The 18,770-nt window shown below is 64.6% G+C and carries 19 protein-coding genes; 6 read left to right on the top strand and 13 right to left on the bottom strand.

The genetic code is table 11. The annotated features are described in order from the left end of the window. Positions 1–106: 106 nt before the first annotated feature. On the top strand, positions 107–1,438 hold the full coding sequence (locus tag AC19YX_RS03075) for an aminotransferase-like domain-containing protein (protein ID WP_500605635.1): 1,332 nt from the start codon (positions 107–109) through the stop codon (positions 1,436–1,438). Positions 1,439–1,522: 84 nt separating this feature from the next. Beyond that, on the top strand, positions 1,523–2,722 hold the full coding sequence (locus AC19YX_RS03070; protein ID WP_500605634.1) for a PrpF domain-containing protein: 1,200 nt from the start codon (positions 1,523–1,525) through the stop codon (positions 2,720–2,722). Between the two features lie 17 nt (positions 2,723–2,739). On the opposite strand, the gene AC19YX_RS03065 is transcribed toward AC19YX_RS03070, so the two are convergent. The 6 genes from AC19YX_RS03065 to AC19YX_RS03040 all read right to left on the bottom strand — a co-directional run bounded on the left by AC19YX_RS03065 (position 2,740) and on the right by AC19YX_RS03040 (position 7,503). Further along, the gene (locus AC19YX_RS03065; protein WP_500605633.1) at positions 2,740–3,189 is read right to left on the bottom strand and encodes a WapI family immunity protein; all 450 of its coding nucleotides are present in this window, start codon (positions 3,187–3,189) and stop codon (positions 2,740–2,742) included. A 30-nt stretch (positions 3,190–3,219) separates the two neighbouring features. Further along, the gene (locus AC19YX_RS03060) at positions 3,220–3,546 is read right to left on the bottom strand and encodes a low molecular weight protein tyrosine phosphatase family protein (RefSeq protein ID WP_020298306.1); all 327 of its coding nucleotides are present in this window, start codon (positions 3,544–3,546) and stop codon (positions 3,220–3,222) included. 151 nt (positions 3,547–3,697) lie between these two features. Next, a complete protein-coding gene (locus tag AC19YX_RS03055) occupies positions 3,698–4,477 on the bottom strand; it encodes a DUF4272 domain-containing protein (RefSeq protein ID WP_500605632.1) in 780 nt (259 codons plus the stop codon). A 38-nt stretch (positions 4,478–4,515) separates the two neighbouring features. Beyond that, a complete protein-coding gene (locus AC19YX_RS03050; RefSeq protein ID WP_500605631.1) occupies positions 4,516–4,803 on the bottom strand; it encodes a barstar family protein in 288 nt (95 codons plus the stop codon). Positions 4,804–4,849: 46 nt separating this feature from the next. After that, positions 4,850–5,449 (bottom strand): helix-turn-helix domain-containing protein, encoded by a 600-nt coding sequence (locus AC19YX_RS03045; RefSeq protein ID WP_161955751.1) that lies wholly within the window; start codon positions 5,447–5,449, stop codon positions 4,850–4,852. 92 nt (positions 5,450–5,541) lie between these two features. Then, positions 5,542–7,503, bottom strand: a complete 1,962-nt coding sequence (locus AC19YX_RS03040; RefSeq protein ID WP_078471382.1) for an oxidoreductase — start codon at positions 7,501–7,503, stop codon at positions 5,542–5,544. Between the two features lie 214 nt (positions 7,504–7,717). On the opposite strand from AC19YX_RS03040, the gene AC19YX_RS03035 reads away from it, so the two are divergent. Beyond that, entirely contained in the window at positions 7,718–8,767 is a 1,050-nt protein-coding gene (locus AC19YX_RS03035; RefSeq protein WP_078471381.1) for an ABC transporter substrate-binding protein, read from the top strand. A gap of 72 nt (positions 8,768–8,839) precedes the next feature. After that, positions 8,840–9,652, top strand: a complete 813-nt coding sequence (locus AC19YX_RS03030; protein ID WP_421547061.1) for a class II aldolase/adducin family protein — start codon at positions 8,840–8,842, stop codon at positions 9,650–9,652. 129 nt (positions 9,653–9,781) lie between these two features. Here AC19YX_RS03030 and AC19YX_RS03025 read toward each other — a convergent pair whose 3' ends face one another. The 7 genes from AC19YX_RS03025 to AC19YX_RS02995 all read right to left on the bottom strand — a co-directional run bounded on the left by AC19YX_RS03025 (position 9,782) and on the right by AC19YX_RS02995 (position 17,168). After that, on the bottom strand, positions 9,782–10,576 hold the full coding sequence (locus AC19YX_RS03025; protein ID WP_078471380.1) for a PA4824 family protein: 795 nt from the start codon (positions 10,574–10,576) through the stop codon (positions 9,782–9,784). Positions 10,577–10,742: 166 nt separating this feature from the next. Further along, on the bottom strand, positions 10,743–11,096 hold the full coding sequence (locus tag AC19YX_RS03020; RefSeq protein WP_078471379.1) for a DUF2493 domain-containing protein: 354 nt from the start codon (positions 11,094–11,096) through the stop codon (positions 10,743–10,745). After that, entirely contained in the window at positions 11,084–12,787 is a 1,704-nt protein-coding gene (locus tag AC19YX_RS03015; RefSeq protein ID WP_078471378.1) for a Na/Pi cotransporter family protein, read from the bottom strand. Before AC19YX_RS03015 ends, AC19YX_RS03020 begins: the two co-directional genes overlap by 13 nt. A gap of 28 nt (positions 12,788–12,815) precedes the next feature. Beyond that, complete coding sequence (locus AC19YX_RS03010; RefSeq protein WP_078471377.1) at positions 12,816–13,022, bottom strand: hypothetical protein; 207 nt, start codon at positions 13,020–13,022, stop codon at positions 12,816–12,818. Between the two features lie 84 nt (positions 13,023–13,106). Continuing rightward, positions 13,107–15,824 carry a magnesium-translocating P-type ATPase gene (gene mgtA, locus AC19YX_RS03005; protein WP_421547059.1) on the bottom strand — a complete coding sequence of 906 codons (2,718 nt, stop codon included), beginning with the start codon at positions 15,822–15,824 and terminating at the stop codon, positions 13,107–13,109. A gap of 284 nt (positions 15,825–16,108) precedes the next feature. Further along, positions 16,109–16,399 (bottom strand): hypothetical protein, encoded by a 291-nt coding sequence (locus AC19YX_RS03000; protein WP_078471375.1) that lies wholly within the window; start codon positions 16,397–16,399, stop codon positions 16,109–16,111. A 412-nt stretch (positions 16,400–16,811) separates the two neighbouring features. Continuing rightward, positions 16,812–17,168 carry a hypothetical protein gene (locus AC19YX_RS02995; protein WP_500605630.1) on the bottom strand — a complete coding sequence of 119 codons (357 nt, stop codon included), beginning with the start codon at positions 17,166–17,168 and terminating at the stop codon, positions 16,812–16,814. Between the two features lie 396 nt (positions 17,169–17,564). Between AC19YX_RS02995 and AC19YX_RS02990 the strand changes: the two genes are divergently transcribed. Both AC19YX_RS02990 and ltnD read left to right on the top strand, forming a co-directional pair. Continuing rightward, a complete protein-coding gene (locus AC19YX_RS02990) occupies positions 17,565–17,870 on the top strand; it encodes a hypothetical protein (protein ID WP_500605629.1) in 306 nt (101 codons plus the stop codon). After that, entirely contained in the window at positions 17,863–18,768 is a 906-nt protein-coding gene (gene ltnD / locus AC19YX_RS02985) for an L-threonate dehydrogenase (RefSeq protein ID WP_020298321.1), read from the top strand. Before AC19YX_RS02990 ends, ltnD begins: the two co-directional genes overlap by 8 nt. The last annotated feature ends 2 nt before the right edge of the window (positions 18,769–18,770 follow it).

Below are 18,770 nucleotides of genomic sequence, written 5' to 3'. Positions count from 1 at the left end.
AAGGGCAGGGCCAAGGTCAGGATTGCAGTGGCATGACGGGTGGCATGAAGCGCATGCTATGACCCGCTCCCGATACAATCAAAAAATTGTCATGGATACATTGCTCATGCCTCGCGCCCGCTATAAAGCCCTGGTTGATAGCTTCGCCGCCGACATTCGTGCTGGGCGCCTGGCGCCCGGTACGCGCCTGCCGACCCATCGCCAACTGGCGGCCGAGCACCGGCTGGCCCTGGTCACTGCCAGCCGGGTCTACGCCGAACTGGAGGCCATGGGCCTGGTCAGCGGCGAAACCGGGCGCGGCACCTTTGTCCGGGAGACCGCGCTGCCACCGGGTCAGGGTATCGACCAGCCGGATGTGCTGGCGGGCATGCTCGACCTCAACTTCAACTACCCCTCGGTTCCCGGGCAGGCCGACCTGCTGCGCACGGCCCTGCGCCAGTTGGCGTTGTCCGGTGACCTGGAATCCCTGCTGCGCTACCAGCCCCATGCCGGGCGTTTGCATGAGCGGGCTGGCGTCGCACATCACCTGCTGAGCCGCGGGTTGCAGGTGCAGGCCGAGCAGGTGCTGATCGTCAGCGGCGCCCAGCATGGCTTGGCGGTGGCGCTGATGGCGCTGCTGCAACCGGGGGATGTGATCGCCGCCGACGCGCTGACCTACTCGGGGTTCAAGGTGCTGGCCGAATCCCTGCACCTTGAAGTGCTGCCGATCCCTGCAACGGCCGAGGGGCCGGACCTCGACGCCCTCGACCAACTGTGCCGCCAGCGTTCGGTGCGGGCGGTCTACACCATGCCGACCCTGCACAACCCCATGGGCTGGGTGATGGCGCTGGAACAGCGCCGGCAACTGGTGGCGATTGCGCGCGAGCATGGGCTGTCGATCATCGAGGATGGGGCCTATGCGTTTCTGGCCGCCGAGGCGCCGCCGCCGATTGCCGCCCTGGCGCCGGAAAGAACGCTGTATGTGTCCGGGTTTTCCAAGAGTGTCGCCACCGGCCTGCGGGTTGGTTTTATCGCCGCGCCCCTGCCGCAGGTGCCGGCGCTGGAGCGCAGTATCAGGGCCACCACCTGGAACACCGCAGGGATGCTGACGGCGATTGCCTGTGCCTGGATCGACGATGGCACGGTCGCTCGGCTGGAGGCGCAAAAACGCGCCGACGCCGAGGCCCGGCAGGCCCTGGCCGACCAGGTGCTGGCGGGGTTGCCGGTGGTGCGCCACCCCTCTTCGTACTTTTTGTGGCTGCCCCTGGCCGAAGAGGTCCGCGCGGACCAGATCGCCATGGAGTTGCTGCGTGAGCAGGTGTCGGTGTCCACGGCCGAACCGTTCGCCACCTCGGCCCATGTTCCCCATGCGCTGCGCCTGGCCTTGGGCTCGCTGGAGATGGGGGCGTTGCGCGAGGCCTTGCTCAAGGTGCGACGGGTGGTGGGTGCCTATTCATGAGCGGCGCCAGCGCAGGGCTGGTCAAAGTCCGGGCAACGGCTTTAGGCTTTGCCCCCTGACTTCGCCAATCGCCCCGAGCCGACCATGAACACAGACCCGCAGCGCTGCACGCTTGACGCCGGCATTCTTCAGTTTCCGGTGTTTCACATGCGCGGCGGCACCTCGACCGGGTTGGTCCTGGCCCGGGAGGCGGTGCCCGAAGACGAAGCGCTGCTGGAGGAGTTGCTACGCCACCTGATGGGCGTGCCGCTGGTGGGGGACTGGCCGGGCAACACCCAGATCACCGGGCTGGGCCGGGGCATCCCCACCAGCAACAAGGTGTTTATCGTCGAGCGCAGGCCCGGCGAGACGCGCATGACCAGCACCCTGGCGCAACTGGCGGCCGGCAAGAGCCACATCGACTGGAGCGTCAACTGCGGCAATATGTCGGCCGCCTTGCCGCTCTATGCCCTGGCCCGGGGCTGGCTGGCACCTGAGGAGCCGACGGCGCAGATCGAAATCTTCAATACCAACACCCGGACCACGCTCTATGCGCGCCTGGGGTTTGCCAATGGCCGTCTGCTCAGCGACACCCGGATCCCTGGGGTCAACGGGGTGTTTCCCGGGGTCGATCTGTTTCTGCACGACCCGGTGGGGGCCAAGACCGGGGCGTTGTTTCCCAGCGGCCTGCGCCGCGACAGGCTCAATGGCATTGCCGCGACCTGCATCGATGTCGCGGTGCCGATGATCATCGTCAACGCCGCCGACCTGGGCAAAAGCGGTTATGAAACGCCAGCGCAGCTGGACGCCGATCCGGTGTTCAAGTCGGCCCTGAGCGATCTGCTGGTCGAAGGCGGCCAGCGCATGCAACTGCGCAATCGCAGCGGCGCCCTGATGAGCGCCGATGAACTGCGGCGCAGCGAGACCCTGCCAAAAATCTGCATCGTCAGCCCGGCACAGGCCGGTGGCCACATCAACACCCGCTACTTCACCCCGCAAAGCGCCCATCCGTCCCTGGCGGTTTCCGGTGGCTGCTGCCTGGCGGCGGCGTGCCTGATCGAGGGCACGGTGGCCCATGACGTGCTCAGCGCGCCCCAGGCCCTGGGCGCCAGCGTGGGTGAATTCCCGCTGTCGATCGAAAACCCTGCCGGCGTGCTCGACACCCTGATCACCGCACGTCTGGACGGCGAGCAGGTGCTGATCGACGCGGCGGCCTATCGGCGCAGCGCCCAGGTGCTGTTGCGCGGCAGGATGGCGCTGTACAACGCCTCGGCGGCCTTGAGCGCGGCCTTGCTGGCGCGCTGATGTCGCTCAGCGGTTCATCAAGGCACAACCGGGAAGCGTGCGATCAATCCCTGGACCCTGGCTTGCAGCACCTCGGGCCTGTTGGTGGACGCCGGCACCTGCAACGACACGCCTTCCAGGCGTTGCTCGGCGCTGGCCCAGGGGGGCGCGGCCTCGTGGGACAACACCAGCTCCAGGACCGGGTGCGGCCCGGGGTTGAAGTGAAACGCCAGGCAAGGCTCGGTGAAGTAGCAGGACTGGATGGCCGGCGCGCCGGGATCCAGGGCCCCCAGCCAACGTTCCAGTTTCAGCAGTTCCTGGGTGGTCAGGCAGGGGTCGACAAAGCTCCAGCTGCCGCGGGGGTCTTCGATCCGGCCGCGAACCTGCAGCCAGTTGGCATCCAGGCGATCCGTGTGCCCGGGGAACTGATAGTTCTCGATCTCCAGCAGCACATGGCAGGTCGGCAGGTCGAACAGTTCCAGGGCCATAGCGGCTCGATCCTTGAGTGACGGTGGGGTTCAGTCTGGCAAAAACTGCGGCACCTGCTTGCGCAGGATCTCGATCAACTCCGGGGCCATGAACTCGAAATCATCGGGGATGTTCAGGCAGATGATCTTTTTGTCCCGCAGGTGCGGCTTGAATTTGCTCGACAGTTTGCTGCGGTGCCGGGGTTCCATGACCAGGATCAGGTCCGCCCACTCCAGAAGTTCCGGGCACACCGGCACCTGGGCATCGTGGTTGATCCCGGCCGAGGCGGTCTCGACCCCCGGCCAATCGGCGAACACCTGCTCGGCAGTGGGGCTGCGCAGGCGGTTCTGACTGCAGATAAACAACACATTGACCATCCGATGGCTCCTTGAAAAAAACAGGGTCGTGCGTCAGGCCTATCAGTGGGCAGCCAGCGCTTCAGGTGGGGCGAGGGTGCTGGCGGCTGCTGGGCCGGCCGGCGCTGCGCAGCGGCCAAGTAATGGGGCCGTAGCGCAGGCGGTTTTCCTGTCAGGTATCGGTATTGACGTCGTCCCATTCCTGACCCATGTAGCCCATCAACCAGTTGAATGCGTAGTGGCGTTCATAGGTCACGCTGGCGTCGAGGCCGGCCGGGGGCGCGGTGTTTTTCATGCGGGCTTCGACCACATTCCAGTCATAGCGGTAGGTGCGGTCGGTCTGGTCGAGGACTTCTTGCAGCGGGCGCGGCTTGGCGTCGGCGATAAACTCCTCAGGAGTGCGCTTGAGCATGATGGCCGCGGCGCTGTTGACGTCGCAGACGTTCTGCGGCTTGTCCAGGGTGTCGACATAGCCCAGGGCCCAGAGCAGGACCCAGGCCGATTCGTAGCGCCAGGAGAACTTGATGCGCTGCTCTTCTGAGGGCTGGGGATTGGCGATAAACAGGCTTTCTTCCGGGGTAAAGCGCGGGGTCAGGTTGTAGCCCTCGACCAGTTTGTCCACCGTCGGCTGGTCCAGGCCGCTGCCCTTGGCCGCGACCACCAGCAAGGCCATGGCGCGGTAGGCGACGGCGTCAGTGCTGCGCGGGTGGGCGTTGGCTTGGGTGGCGATCGCCGGCAGGCCCGCCGGCAGCGGCACGCCCTCGGCACGCAGCAGGGCTTCGGAGCGCTCCTTGCGGGCGCTGCCCTCGGCCGAGACCTGCTGGTCCATGGCGTGGATCTGCTGCTTGCGCTCTTCGAAGGACTTGGTCTGGGCCTGGGCCAGCGAACCGTGGAGGGTGGCCGCGACCAGCAGCAGGCCAGACAGGGTGTTGTTGCGGGAGATAAAGGCCATTCGAGGGATCTTCTTCCTTGTTGGATAAGGGGTGTGGCTTAGCGGTAATGGGTTTGGCAGGCCTGTTCGGGATAGAGCTGCTTGAGTCGCTCCAGGCACTCCTGAATCATCCGCGCCTCGCGGGGCAGGCGTTCGGCGAACCCCGGCCAGTGCTCGAAAACCAGCTGTTCGGGCATCTCCACCAGGGCGCTGATGGCGTCCCAGAAGGCGTCCCAGTTGCAGCCATACCAATGCGGGAAACCCAGGGCATCGCGCAGCCGTGCATGCAGCTGCGGTGCGTCCTGGATGTTGGCCAGGTCGATCTGGAGCGAGGGCAGGCGGCTCATGGGGCGTTGTGCCGGATCAAATGGTGCATGACTTATGGCCTGAAAACTAAAAGGTTGGGGGGGTGATGACCCACAGCACCAGCGCATCGACCTCGCCCGGGTTGCCGTAGCGATGGGGTTCCTGGCTGGAAAAACTGAAGCTGTCGCCCTCGTTGAGCTGGAAGTGCCGTTCACCGACCCACAGCTCAAAGCTGCCGGCCAGCAGGTAGCCGGCTTCTTCGCCTTCGTGGCTGTAGCTGAGCTGGCTGTAGGTGCCCGGAGGAAAACGCGAATGCAGGAACTCCAGCTGCCTTGTCGGCTGCGGGGTCAGTAACTGGTCGACGATGCCGTTTTCGTAATGCACGCTCATGCGGTTTTGCCGGCGCACCACGTAACCCTGGTCTTCAGGCGCGGTATTGGTTTCGCTGGCGAAGAACCACTGGATGGTCACGCCCAGGCTGCGGGCGATGTTGAACAGCGCCGGAATCGACGGATACGCCAGGTTGCGTTCCAACTGGCTGATGTAACCCGCAGTCAGCTCGCTGTTTTGCGCCAGCTCGGTCAGGGTCATGCCGCGGCGTTTGCGCAGGCCGCGGATCCGTGTGCCGAGAAACTGCGGGCCCGCCGCGTTGCCGTCGGGCGGGGGCGCGCTGGTGGCAGGCGGCATCTTGCTGCTGTTGCTCATGGCGTGCTCCGAACCGTGGAGGTGGGCGCGCCGGGGCGCCCGATCCTGGAAAAGGTGCGGAGTATAAAACAGCCTTACAGCTCCCAGGCGACTTTCAAGCCTTCGTAGATCGCTTCTTCGGCGGTGCGCGGCGCCAGGCAGTCGCCGATCCGGCGAAACTCCACCAGCCCCTGCAGCTCGTCGCCCAGGGTGTCGACCACTTGGTGACCCTGGCACAGCACCAGGCTGTCGATGTTTTCCAGGAGCATGGGTTCGCCGCTGGCGGTGTGTTGCAGGTACACCGTGTTGTCGTCGCAGCCGTACAGGCGCGCATAGGGAATGATCGGGATGGCCAGTCGATGCAGCTCGCCGGCCAGTTGGTCGCGCACGTAGAGCGGCAGGTTTTCCCCGCAGTGGGTGCCGTTGACCGCCAGTTGCACCTGATGCCCGGCGCGGACCAGGCGTTCGGCGATGCCGGGGCCGATCCAGTCGCAGCGCCAGTCCACCACCACCACCGAGCGCCCCAGTTGCACCTCGTCGCGCAGCACCTGCCAGGCATCCACCACTTGCAGTTCGCCGCCACGCTCAAAGGCCGGCCAATAGGGCTCGGCGCCGGTGGCAATGATCACCAGGTCCGGGCGCTCGCGTTCCACCAGCGCCCGGTCGACCCGGGTATTGCGCACCACCCGCACCCCGGCCAGTTGCATCTCGCGTTGCAGGTTGGTGCTGGCGCCGCCGAACTCGCTGCGCCGTGGCAGCAACTGCGCCAGCAGCACCTGGCCGCCCAGTTGCGCACTGGCCTCGTAGAGCGTGACCTCATGCCCCCGTTGCGCGGCCACCGCGGCGGCCTTCATCCCGGCCGGGCCGCCGCCGGCGACCATGATTCGCTTGGGCCGGGCGCTGCTGTGCAAGGTGCCGAATTGCAATTCGCGCCCGGTTTCCGGGTGCTGGATGCAGGAAATCGGCAAGCCTTTATGGAAGTGGCCGATGCAGGCCTGGTTGCAGGCGATGCAGGCGCGCACATCTTCAGCGCGCCCGCTGTCGGTCTTGTTGGGCATTTGCGGGTCGCAGATCAGTGCACGGGTCATGCCGCACACGTCGGCCTGGCCACGGGCCAGGATCAGTTCGGCTTCCTGGGGCTGGTTGATGCGCCCGGTGACAAACAGCGGAATCTGCAGGCCGGCCTTGAAGGTCCCGGCCTCACGGGCCAGGTACGCGGCCTCGATCGCCATCGGCGGCACGATATGCACTGCGCCGCCCAGGGATGCCGAGGTGCCGGCGACGATGTGCACGTAATCCAGCTCCCGTTGCAGGGCCTGCACCGCGGCCAGGGAATCGTCCTCGCTCAGGCCCTCGGGGTCGCGTTCATCGGCGCTGATGCGCAGGCCGATGATGAACTGCTCGTCGGTGCTGGCGCGGATCGCGGCGATCACCTCGCGGACAAATCGCAGGCGTTGCTCCAGGTCGCCGTTGTAGCCATCGCTGCGCTGGTTGACCCGGGGGTTGATGAATTGCGCCGGCAGGTAGCCATGGCTGGCCACCACCTCCACGCCATCCAGCCCGGCCTGGTGCAGGCGCCGGGCGGCGCTGGCGTAACCGCGGATGATTTCGTCGATCATCCCCTGGTCGAGAGCCCGGGGCATGACCCGGAACCGTTCATTGGGCACCGCCGAGGCCGAATAGGCCACGGCCAGCAGGCCGTCGCTGGACTCCATGATCTCGCGCCCCGGGTGGAAGATCTGCGACAGCACCAGGGTGCCGTGGGCGTGGCAGGTTTCGGCCAGGCGCCGGTAGCCGTCGATGCAGGCGTCATCGGTGGCCATCAGCACGTGGGAGGTGTAGCGCGCACTGTCATGGACCCCGGCCACCTGCAGCACGATCAACCCGACGCCGCCCTCGGCCCGCGCCCGGTGGTAGGCGATCAACTGCTCGTTGACCAGGTTGTCGGTGGGCATGGAGGTGTCGTGACCGCTGGACATGATGCGGTTCTTCAGGCGTTTGCCACGGATCTGCAACGGCTCGAACAGGTGCGTGAAGGCGGAGGACGGCGTCGACATGGGAAAGCTCCAGGCGGGCCGAAGACGCGAAGGCGGGTATTCGGCATTTTTATTATTGGCCTATAGAAATTTACCCTCAGTAAAAAATCAACTTGTTTTTTTACTTGTGGTTGCAGTAGCTTCGTTTTGTGCCCGCTCCTGGGGCCACCCTCACAACAATAAAAAAGGACCCTGGCGGCGATGACCCAAGGGGGACCTGCACGAGGAACCAATGATGAAATCGAACACGCGCAAACAGGGCCTTTATCCGTTGTTCCTGCTGCTGGCTGCCGGGCTGGGCAGCGCCCAGGCAGCGCCGGACATGGTGGTGGTCGGGTACGGCGGAGCCGGACAAAAAGCCCAGGACGTGGCGATCTTCCAGCCCTTCAGCAAGGCCGACGGCAGCAAGCTGATCCAGAGCGAATACAACGGCGAGATGGCGCGGATCAAAGTCATGGTCGACACCGGCAGCGTCGACTGGGATGTGGTGCAGATCGAAGGCCCGGATTTGATGCGCGGCTGCGAGGAGGGCATGTACGAGCGCCTTGACTGGAAGGTCCTGGGGCATGCCGAGCAGTTGATTCCCGATGCCGCGCAAGACTGTGGCTCAGCGGCCCTGGTCTGGAGCGTGGCGATTGCCTATGACCGCCAGAAGCTGGCCCAGGCGCCAACCTCCTGGGCGGATTTCTGGGACGTGAAGAAAATCCCCGGCAAGCGTGGCCTGCGCAAACGCGCGGTGTACAACCTGGAGTTCGCCCTGATGGCGGACGGGGTCAAGGTCGAGGACGTGTACAAGGTCCTGGCGACCCCCGCCGGTGTCGACCGCGCGTTCGCCAAGCTGGGTGAGCTCAAGCCCTACATCCAGTGGTGGGAGGCCGGCGCGCAACCGGCGCAATGGCTGAGCGCCGGCGATGTGGTGATGACCTCGACCTACAGCGGCCGGATCGCTTCGGCGGCCCAGGGTGGCAGCCCCCTGGCGCTGGTCTGGCCGGGCAGCCTGTATGGCATGGATTACTGGGCGATCATCAAGGGCTCGCGGCATGTCGACCAGGCCAAGCGCTTTATCGCCTTCGCCAACCAGCCTGAGGTGCAGGTCAATTACGTGCAGCAGATCCCCTATGGGCCGACCAATACCCAGGCTGCGGCGCAGCTCGATCCGAAGCTGGCGCAATGGGTGCCGACCTCGGCGCAGAACCTGACGGGGGCGTTGTCGATGAACGTCGAGTTCTGGGTCGATCATGGCGAGGAGCTCGAAGAGCGCTTCAACGCCTGGGCCAGCAAGTAGTGGCGGAGCGGGCTGGACGTCCGTTGGCGTCCAGCCCTATTGTTCGCGCAGCCGATCAGCCTGGAGAACCTGATGATGAACACCCTTGCACCGCCGCTTGGCGCCGTCCCTGCAACTGCCGGCCCCGAGCGCAGCGCCACTGAACAGCGCCTGCGCGAAGAGCTGGCGGCCTGTTACCGGTTGGTTGCGCACTTTCGCATGACCGACCTGATCTTTACCCATATCTCGGTGCGCCTGCCGGGGCCGGAACACCATTTCCTGATCAACCCCTATGGCCTGATGTTCGACGAAATCACCGCGTCGAACCTGGTCAAGATCGGCCTCGACGGGCGTGCGGTGGAGGCCTCGCCGTACCCGGTGAACCCGGCGGGGTTCGTGATTCACAGTGCGATCCACGGCGCCCGCGAGGATGCCCAGTGCGTGCTGCACACCCACACCCGCTCCGGTTGCGCGGTGGCGGCGCTCAAGTGCGGCTTGCTGCCGGTGAACCAGATTTCCATGGAGTTTTACGGGCGCGTGGCCTATCACGATTACGAAGGCGTGGCCCTGGACATGGGCGAGCAGCAACGGTTGGTGGCGGACCTGGGAGACAAGCCGGTGCTGATGCTGCGCAACCATGGTCTGTTGACCGTGGGCGAGAGCGTCAGCCAGGCGTTTCTGCGCATGTATTACCTGGAGAAAGCCTGCGAGATCCAGCTTGCGGCCCAGGCTGCGGGAGAGCTGGTGTTGCCACCGGCGGATGTGTGCGCATACACCGAACGCCAGTTCAATGACCCCGCAAGGCCCCTGGAAGAGGGTGAGCTCAACGACCCCGATGCGATGCAATTGGCCTGGTCCGCTCTGCTGCGCCTCCTCGACCGCACCGCCCCCGATTACCGCCAATAACCTTGTAGCCGCTGCCGCAGGCTCGGCCGCATTCGGACGCTGGCCCTGTAAAACGCCGTATTTCTCTCGGGTGGATTACGGCGCCCATGAGGGCCAGCGCAGCCTTGTGCCTCGGCAGCGGCTACAGGGTTAGAAGCGCAGGGTGGCGCCGGTGCTTAGCCAGCGGTCGCGGGTCTGGTTGAGGTTTTGTCCGAGCACGAGGTCGAGGTCGATGCGTTGACCAACATGCAGCCTGGGCCCGGCTTGCCAGGCGTTATCGCCGCCACGCTGGCCGTAGCGTTCGGCGATCAGGGTCAGGCTCTCGGCCAGGTCGTACTCCAGTCCTGTACCCCAGGTCCAGCGGTGATTGCGCTGGCCGTCATCGTAGGCATGGCTCCAGCCGGCGTTGAGGTTCAGGCGCAGGGCCTGGATGGGCGAGTAGGTCAGGGGCAGGTTGAAGTCGGCGCCGTCAAAGGCGTGGCTGCGGTTCAGGGCCACGTGCGCCGAGGTGGCCAGGGCCAGTTGCAGGCCGAGGTCTTCACGGTCCCACAGTTGCGCCTTGAGCTGCGGGCTCAGTTGCGTCTCGGACGCGCCGTCTTCCCGGCCGTGCTGCACTTCGACGCCCAGTTGGGCCCAGGGCAGGGCCTGGAAGGTGCAGGCCGGCGACAGCACGGTCTGCTGGCTGGAATGGTCATGCCGATTGCTCTGGTGCCAGAGGTCGACGTTGCATTCCCCCGGGGCGTTGATCCCGCCATCGTCCACCACATAGGCACCCCCCGCGGCACGGGCGGTGGAGAACAGGGACAGCAGCACGATCAACACCAGGATCAGGCTGATGAACTGCAGGTTACGCCGCAGCATCCGTACCCGGGACGGCGGCAGGCTGTTGCTGATGGACGTGAATGGGCCCGGGTTGGGGGCGCTATGACGCTTGGGCTTGAGCATGGTGGAACTCCGTCAGGGTCGGGGCGATGCGCCCTGCGTGCTGGCACGCAGGGGGCGTTCGAAAGGGGACGCAGGTGGTGAGCGGATCAAGGCCCGCAAAGGGGGCACAGCGCCTGCTGGGTTCTTCGTTCATGAGGAAGGCTCGTTGTGGGTGGAAAGGGGTGGGTTATTGCCGGTCAGTGACCGACAGGGTCTGAATGCCCTGGGCCTTGGCCCGGGCCAGCAGCTCTTCGGTGTCCTCGCCGCCGGGCAAGGCAATCACCAGGTCCGGGCGACTGTCCTTGAGCATGAAGGCATTGCGCAGGCGCTCGGCGTGCTTGCCGTGGAGCTGCCAGTTGGGCGGATAGCGCACGATGTCGGCACCGATCTCTCGGGCCCAGTCTTCGATTTCCGCCCCCAGGAACTGGCTGCCGCCGTGAATCAGCACCCGCACTTCGTGCATGCGCTGGAAGGCTTCCAGCACCCGCCGGCACAGGTGGGTGTCGGCGTAGTGGCGCCCGGCGCAGATCAGGATGCGCATTGCTCTGGTTCCTTGCGGTCAATGGTGTCGGGAGCGTCTGCCAGGCCGTCACCGGCCAGGCTGCTGTTGATGTCGCGTTCCCCGGCGCGTTCCAGGGCCGGGTACGCCAGGGCGGCGATGTGGTGATGCACGCGGCGGTAGTCGCGCAGCAGGCGCTGGAAAATATCGCCGGACTCGGCCCAGGCGCTCTTGTCTTCGCGCAAGGTCCGGAAGTGCTCGCGACTGGCCATGGCTTCGAGCCTTCTCACCACTTCCTTGCGGCTGACCAGCTGGTGTGCGGTGGGCAGGTCTTCGCGCAGGAACACGGTCACCGCCAGGCTCAGGCTTTCGAGGACTTCACGGTGCAACGGGTACAGGGTGCCGAGTTCAAAGGCCGAGAAGTGCTCGCCCCGACGCAGGCGCCGCGCCGCCAATTGCGCGAGGCTGGTGGAGAGAATGTCGCCGGCGTGTTCCAGGTTGATCACGAACATCAGGATCTCCTGGGAACGGTCGGCATCCTGGTCGCTGATGCCTTCCTTGCCGATATCCGCCAGGTAGGCGCGGATCGCCGCGCTGAGCAAGTCCAGGGACTGGTCGATGCGCCGCACTTCATCGGCGCTGGCCTGCTCCGAAGTGCGCAGCAGTTGCAGCACCCGGCTGAGCATGCTCGACAGCATGTCGGCCATGCGCAGGGCTTCGCGGGCGGCGTTGGCCAGGCCGATGTTGGCCACTTCCAGGCCGGATTCGTCCAGGTACAGCGGCATCCCGGGGTCGACCACCCGCTCGGGCTCCGGCAGCAGCCGGGTGAGCAGGGCGGCAAGGGGCCCGGTGAGGCCGATGAACAGCAGGGCCAACACCAGGCTGAAGGCGCTGTGCACACCCACCACCAGCAGTGCCGGTGGCAGTTGGCCGAGGAGTTGGGGCTGGGCCAGCAACGGCACCCAGGGCAACAGCATCAGCACCCCGCTCAGGCGCACCAGAAAATTGCCCAGGGGCAGGCGCCGGGCCACGCTGGAGCCGGCGTTGACCAGCGAAGGCAGCGCGCCGCCGATGTTCACCCCCAGCACCAGGGCCATGCTGGTGGAGGGTGAAAGCAGGCCGGCGCCGGCCAGGGATGCAACCAGCAACACCACCGCGACGCTGGAGTGGCAGACCCAGGCCAGCACCGTGGCCACCAGCAGCGCCAGCAGCAGTTCGCCGTCCAGGCTGCGCATCAGCAGTTGGAATATCGCCGAGCCTTCGACGTCGCCCAGGGTGGCGCCGAGCATGCGCAGGGCCAGCAGCATCAGGCCCAGACCGATCAGGGCGCAGCCCAGGCTTTCGAAGCGTGAGTCGTCCCGCAGGCGGAACACAATAAAGCCGACCAGCAGCACCAGCGGGGTGACGATCGAGATATCGAAACTCAGCAGTTGCACCACCAGGGTCGAGCCGATATTGGCGCCCAGCATCACTGCCAGCGCCGGCGCCAGGCTCAGGGTCCCGGCGGCGGTAAAAGAGGTGGCCATCAGGCTGACGGCGGTGCTGCTCTGCAGCACCCCAGTGATGCCGATGCCACAGGCCAGGGCCATCCAGCGGTTAGTCAGGTTTTGCCCCAGCCACTGACGCAACTGCGTGCCGAAACCGCGCAGCAGGGCCGAGGAAATCATATGGGTGCCCCACAGCAACAGGGCGATGGAACCAGCGAGATTGATTAGCAGAGTAGTTCCCGACATGAGGACTCTCCTTGAACTGTTTCATTGTCTAGCGGGCCGCAACCCGGATCGAGGTGCGGTTGATGGCGCTGCTGAACGCCAGGAGAAATCGGACCTCAACCGCGCTCAGCCAGCCCCTGGCATAGAGCCGGACGCTGAGGGCGGTGAGTAGCCTGGCGCTGTTCGACAGGCCGATCACCAGCAGTGCACGCAGGGCCCGATCAAGTGGTTGCCACAGGTATTGGATCAGTCGCATTGCTGTTCTCCCCAGGGTGTTGGGAGGAGCCGTTGCCGATCCAGGGTGGCCGCCAAACCGGCCGGCCACCCTGGGCTCAGGTGCTTAGAACCACTGCTTGAAGCGGCGGATGTAGATGGTCTTCATGGTCTGGGCCACGACGCAGTAGCAGAGCAGGGTGCCGACCAGCCACGGGAAGTATTCCCACGGCAGCGGTACCAGGCCGACCATCGCGCCCAGCGGCGAGAACGGTACGTAGATCCCCAGCGCCATCACCAGGCCGGTGGCCAGCATTACCGGCAACGCAGCGGTGCTCTGGATGAACGGGATCTTGCGGGTCCGCAGCATGTGCACCACCAGGGTCTGCGACAGCAGGCCTTCGATGAACCAGCCGGATTGGAACAGGGCGGCCATTTCCACGCTGTTGGCGGCGAACACGAACCACATCAGGGCGAAGGTGGAGATGTCGAAGATCGACGAGGTTGGCCCGATCCACAGCATGAAACGGCCAATGTTGTTGGCGTCCCACTTGCGCGGCTTGCTCAGGTATTCCTTGTCCATCTTGTCCCACGGCAGGGCCAGCTGGGAGAAGTCGTACATCAGGTTTTGCAACAGCAGGTGGATCGCCAGCATCGGCAGGAACGGGATGAAGGCACTGGCCACCAGCACCGAGAACACGTTGCCGAAGTTGGAGCTGGCGGTCATGTTCAGGTACTTCATGATGTTGCCGAAGGTCTCGCGACCCTTGATCACCCCTTCCTCCAGCACCATCAGGCTCTTTTCCAGGAGGATGATATCTGCCGATTCCTTGGCGATATCGGTCCCGCTGTCCACCGAGATACCGACGTCGGCATCGCGCAGCGCCGGAGCATCGTTGATACCGTCGCCGAGGAAGCCCACGGTGTGCCCGTTGGCCTGCAGGGCCTTGAGCACCCGGGATTTCTGCAGCGGGGTCAGCTTGGCGAAGACCGTGCGCTCTTCCACCAGGCGGCTGAGGGACACGTCATCCATTTGCTCGATGTCGCGACCCAGTACCGGCACGCCGACTTCCAGGCCGACTTCGCGGCAGATCTTGGCGGTGACGATCGGGTTGTCGCCGGTCAGGACTTTGACCACTACGCCGTTTTCACGCAGGGCGGCAATGGCTGGACCTGCGGTTTCCTTGGGCGGATCGAGGAAGGTCAGCAGACCTTCGATGACCAGCTCGCGTTCGTCGCTGGCGTTGTACTGCGTACGGATCGCGTCGGGTGCCAGGTCGCGGGTGCCCACCAGCAGCACGCGGAAACCATCGCGGTTGTATTCCTCGGCCTGCTCCAGCAGTGCGGCGCGGCGCTGGGCGTCGAGTTCGACGACCTTGCCGTCCTGGCGTACCTGGGTAGCGGTTTCGAGCATTTCCTCGACCGCGCCCTTGCACACCATCAGGTGATGGCCGGTGTCGTCCGCGAGGATCACCGAGAGACGGCGACGCACGAAGTCAAACGGCAGTTCGTCGACCTTGGTCCAGGCCTGGGGCGGGCTGAACTTGGGGTTTTCTTCGGCGAAGCGCACCACGGCGCGGTCCATCAGGTTTTTCATGCCGCTCTGGTGGTAGCTGTTGAGCCAGGCCAGTTGCAGCACCTGGTCGCAGCGCCCGCCGGCAATGTCGACGTGACGTTCGAGGATGATCCGGTCCTGGGTCAGGGTGCCGGTCTTGTCGGTGCAGAGCACGTCCATGGCGCCGAAGTTCTGGATCGCGTTCAGGCGCTTGACCACCACCTTGCGTTTGGCCATGGCGGCGGCGCCCTTGGCCAGGTTGGCGCTGACGATCATCGGCAGCATTTCCGGGGTCAGGCCGACGGCCACCGCCAGGGCGAACATGAAGGCTTCGGTCCAGTCACCCTTGGTGAAGCCGTTGATCAGCAGCACGATCGGCACCATCACCAGCATGAAGCGGATCAGCAGCCAGCTGACGCTGTTCACCCCACGGTCGAACGCAGTCTGGGTGCGGGTGCCGACAATGGAGCGGGCCAGGGAACCGAAGTAGGTGCGCGAACCGGTGGCCACCACCACGGCCGTGGCGGTGCCGCTGACCACGTTGGTGCCCATGAAGCAGATGTTCGGCAGGTCGAGCAGGTCCTGCTGGTCGGCGGCGACGCTGCTGGCGGACTTTTCCTGGACCGCGCCCAGGGTGTCGTACTTCTCCACCGGCAAGGCTTCGCCGGTCAGCACGGCCTGGCTGATAAACAGGTCGCGGGATTCGATCAGGCGGATATCGGCCGGGATCATGTCGCCCGCCGACAGGCGCACGATGTCGCCCACGACCAGGTCGCGCATCGGCACTTCGCGCAGTTGGGCCTGCATGCCCATCTGCTCGCGGCGCAGGACTGCGGCGGTGGTCCGCACCATGGCCTTGAGGGCCTCGGCGGCCTTGGCCGAACGGTGTTCCTGCCAGAAGCGCATCAGGCCGCTGGCCAGGACCATGACCAGGACAATGATGACCCCGGTGAGGTCGGTTTCTTCGCCGTCTTGCAGTGGCAGCCAGAAGTCAGTGATGAAGCTGATGCCGGTCAGGGTCATCAGCACATAGATGAAGGGGTTGTTGAAGGCCTGGAGCAATTGCACCAGGGCGTGGGGTGGGTGGTCGTGGGCCACTTCGTTGAAGCCGTCCCGGTGCAGGCGGCCCTCGGCGTCGAGTTCGGTCAGGCCATTGGTGTTGGATTTGACGTTGCCCAGGGTCACGTCAAGGCTGTTCTGGGCTTCCCGGGCCGCACGCATCGACAGCTTGTTTTCGTCGCTGGACGCGTTGCCGTTGTGGGCCTTGGGTTTTTTTACTGCTGTAGTCATTGCGTGTGCTCCTGCCGCAGTCTTGCGGCACGACACACAAACAACTCACCTGATTAAAGACGAGCGAAAGTATGTCGAGCCGCAAGTAAGCGATCGATTCAGGTAGTTGCGTGTTATTGGTTTTAACGTTCGCTGCATACTCCGTGACAATGGATATACAGCGAACCTACTACTGGCCTCTTCCATAACAGGCTCCCATTGATTTGATTTAAAGCGGGCAACAGTAAGTTGCCGAATTCCTTATATAAGGAAAACGCTCGGGAAGAACACGAAGTGTCTTCGGATCAGTGGAAAGTGCGGGTTCCGAGGTACAGGCTGTAGATCATCCCGGCCTGCTGGAACAGCTGCGCGATACTCCGACTCGGTGGGTCCTGGCTGTCATCGACACACCAGCGTTGCTGGAGCTGACCGGTGGCCGGGCAGACGCGCCAATTGGACCGCAGGTGGGCCTGGGTACGGGCGCAGGGGGTGGAGAAGGGCGAGCGTGCCGCGACGCTGCGCTCACGGCACAGCTTGACGCGCATCGTCGAAGCAAAGGCGCGTACGCCTGGCATTACTGTGGATTTGAAGTTCATAACATTACCTCGCGACCGGACTGGCTCCGGTGGAGGCAAGTTACGATGGAGCTTCAAGCTCTAGCGCAGCTCACCCGACCGAAGAGTCGAGTCCCGTCATTGCCTGGGTTAGTGCCTGGTTCTGCGCAGAGGCAGCGGCCAGACAGCGTCTAGATACTGTGTCCATTGGCTTCTTTAGTGAGTTGAAAAATGGCCGGTGTTGCCGGCCCGCGCAATTTACTGGCGAGGGGGGGTGAAGTCAACATTAAAACCACCCGGATGAGTGTATTAATTGGCGTCAGACAGGAAATGTACAGGAAGTCGGCTGATTTATGGCAGTGTGCTATTTGTTGTCGTGGTTCATTGCGCCGTTATTACAAGTCAGTGCTCAGGGACTATATCCGTGAGCACTGTTGTAATTAATGAAGGGAGATTATGGCGCGCTCAATTGCCGGGATATATCCCGATAAGTCTGACTGTCGGTGGCAGCCAGTAATTGCCGACCGTCATTGAAGGTGCCGAGAAACGTCACTTCGGTCTGGGTGCCTGCCATCAGGTAACCGGCAATTGCGCCCGCCGGCCCCAGGAGCATGGCCCCGGCGATGCCGAAGCCCAGTGCATCCTTGTTGGCGACGGAATCCTGGGTGGCGATTTCCAGGGTCTTGAAGGCCGAGGCCTTGAGCACCACGCCGGGGGAAGTATTGAAGGCGGTCTTCAGCTTGAAGCTGCCGTTGCGGTATTCGCCATCACCTTGCAGGAAGTCACCTGCGAGAACTTGGATCGTTGCCATGTCGAATCATCCTTATCCAAACATTGCGGGACTCAGCATCAGGCACCAGCCCGGCAAGGGGGTCAACGCCAGTGCGATGAGGGGCGCTACCGTCAGTCGGTGGTCCTGTGTCCTGAGCATCGACCCGGCCCTGGGCGCTTGAACTGATCCAGGTCAGGGTTGCAGGCGCTGTTCGGCCGATTATCGAGGCTGGCCGACGCGCGGTAGAACCGTCGCGCCCCTGACGCCGAGCGGGCGGTATCGGTGGTGGCGGCTGCGCAGCGAGGCAGGTTGGGGAGGGTGGGTGTGTGAGTGGCGATGTTAAAAAATGTTAGATTGAAAAATAACTTCACATAATCCGTTCATTGGTGGATTATCTGTTCCAACCTGACAACAAAACCAAGCAGGATGGCCCTCATGTACGACAAGGCCCCGTTGCACCCGCCGAGCGCCAAGGCTCCTCGGTCGACCCACACCCACTCTTTGCATGCCTCGCTGCGCGTTGCCCGCCCCGAACCCGCCGAGCTGCTGGCCGCCGCCTTTGGCGTCAGCCCCGCGGTAATCCGGCACGCCGTATCGCTGCTCGCAGCTCCCGTCGCCGCACAGGCGCTGCCCGGGAGCGCGCTGATCAGCGCCAACCTCTATTCCCTCGACGCGGCCCGCCGCCTGCGCGCTGCCGCGCAGGGTACGCCGTCGCCTATTTCTGGAGTTGCTCATGAATAACAAAAACGTCGGTGTCGTCGGTCTCGGTGCCATGGGCCTGGGTATCGCCCGCTCGCTGTTGCGCAGCGGCTTCAATGTGCATGCCTGCGATGTGCGCGCCGCGGTCACCGAGCAATTCGCCAGTGAAGGCGGGGTGGCTTGTGCCAGCGCCGCGCAGATGGCCGCCGAATGTGACGTGATCATCACCGTGGTGGTGAACGCCGAGCAGACTGAAAGCGTGTTGTTCGGCGACGGTGCGGCGGTTGCGGCCCTGCGCCCCGGCAGCCTGGTGATCGGCTGTGCCACCGTGGCCCCGACCTACGCCGTGGACCTCGGGCAGCGCCTGGCCGAGCAAGGCCTGCTGTACCTCGATGCGCCGATCTCCGGTGGTGCGGCCAAGGCCGCGGCCGGCGAAATGACAATGATGACCTCGGGCCCGGCCGAAGCCTACGCCAAGGCCGAGGCGATCCTGGCCGGCATGGCGGGCAAGGTCTACCGCCTGGGCGATGCCCATGGCCTGGGGTCCAAGGTCAAGATCATCAACCAGTTGCTGGCCGGGGTGCACATTGCCGCCTCCGCCGAAGCCATGGCCCTGGGCCTGCGTGAAGGGGTGGACGCCGACGCCCTGTACGAAGTGATCACCCACAGCGCTGGCAACTCGTGGATGTTTGAAAACCGCGTGCCGCACATCCTCAAGGCCGACTACACGCCGCTGTCCGCGGTGGATATTTTCGTCAAGGACCTGGGCCTGGTCCTGGATACCGCCCGCGCCAGCAAATTCCCGCTGCCGCTGTCGGCCACCGCGCACCAGATGTTCATGCAGGCTTCCAGCGCCGGTTTCGGGCGCGAGGATGACTCGGCCGTGATCAAGATTTTCCCGGGCATCGAGTTGCCGACCGCCAAGCCCGAGTCTGTGTGAGG

The sequence above is a fragment of the Pseudomonas sp. MF09150 genome (assembly GCF_059862355.1).
This window is presented reverse-complemented; position numbering and strand designations above follow the sequence as displayed.

Bases quoted from the DNA above. Each gene is read 5' to 3' on its own strand.
- AC19YX_RS03065 (WP_500605633.1), bottom strand. From the start codon at position 3,189: ATGGCCCTGGAACTGTTCGACCTGCCGACCTGCCATGTGCTGCTGGAG.
- AC19YX_RS03055 (WP_500605632.1), bottom strand. From the start codon at position 4,477: ATGGCCTTTATCTCCCGCAACAACACCCTGTCTGGCCTGCTGCTGGTC.
- AC19YX_RS03020 (WP_078471379.1), bottom strand. From the start codon at position 11,096: ATGCGCATCCTGATCTGCGCCGGGCGCCACTACGCCGACACCCACCTG.
- AC19YX_RS03015 (WP_078471378.1), bottom strand. From the start codon at position 12,787: ATGTCGGGAACTACTCTGCTAATCAATCTCGCTGGTTCCATCGCCCTG.
- AC19YX_RS02990 (WP_500605629.1), top strand. From the start codon at position 17,565: ATGTACGACAAGGCCCCGTTGCACCCGCCGAGCGCCAAGGCTCCTCGG.
- AC19YX_RS03030 (WP_421547061.1), top strand. From the start codon at position 8,840: ATGATGAACACCCTTGCACCGCCGCTTGGCGCCGTCCCTGCAACTGCC.
- AC19YX_RS02995 (WP_500605630.1), bottom strand. From the start codon at position 17,168: ATGGCAACGATCCAAGTTCTCGCAGGTGACTTCCTGCAAGGTGATGGC.
- AC19YX_RS03040 (WP_078471382.1), bottom strand. From the start codon at position 7,503: ATGTCGACGCCGTCCTCCGCCTTCACGCACCTGTTCGAGCCGTTGCAG.
- AC19YX_RS03070 (WP_500605634.1), top strand. From the start codon at position 1,523: ATGAACACAGACCCGCAGCGCTGCACGCTTGACGCCGGCATTCTTCAG.
- AC19YX_RS03035 (WP_078471381.1), top strand. From the start codon at position 7,718: ATGAAATCGAACACGCGCAAACAGGGCCTTTATCCGTTGTTCCTGCTG.
- ltnD (WP_020298321.1), top strand. From the start codon at position 17,863: ATGAATAACAAAAACGTCGGTGTCGTCGGTCTCGGTGCCATGGGCCTG.
- AC19YX_RS03050 (WP_500605631.1), bottom strand. From the start codon at position 4,803: ATGAGCCGCCTGCCCTCGCTCCAGATCGACCTGGCCAACATCCAGGAC.
- AC19YX_RS03060 (WP_020298306.1), bottom strand. From the start codon at position 3,546: ATGGTCAATGTGTTGTTTATCTGCAGTCAGAACCGCCTGCGCAGCCCC.
- AC19YX_RS03045 (WP_161955751.1), bottom strand. From the start codon at position 5,449: ATGCCGCCTGCCACCAGCGCGCCCCCGCCCGACGGCAACGCGGCGGGC.
- AC19YX_RS03025 (WP_078471380.1), bottom strand. From the start codon at position 10,576: ATGCTCAAGCCCAAGCGTCATAGCGCCCCCAACCCGGGCCCATTCACG.
- mgtA (WP_421547059.1), bottom strand. From the start codon at position 15,824: ATGACTACAGCAGTAAAAAAACCCAAGGCCCACAACGGCAACGCGTCC.
- AC19YX_RS03075 (WP_500605635.1), top strand. From the start codon at position 107: ATGCCTCGCGCCCGCTATAAAGCCCTGGTTGATAGCTTCGCCGCCGAC.
- AC19YX_RS03010 (WP_078471377.1), bottom strand. From the start codon at position 13,022: ATGCGACTGATCCAATACCTGTGGCAACCACTTGATCGGGCCCTGCGT.
- AC19YX_RS03000 (WP_078471375.1), bottom strand. From the start codon at position 16,399: ATGAACTTCAAATCCACAGTAATGCCAGGCGTACGCGCCTTTGCTTCG.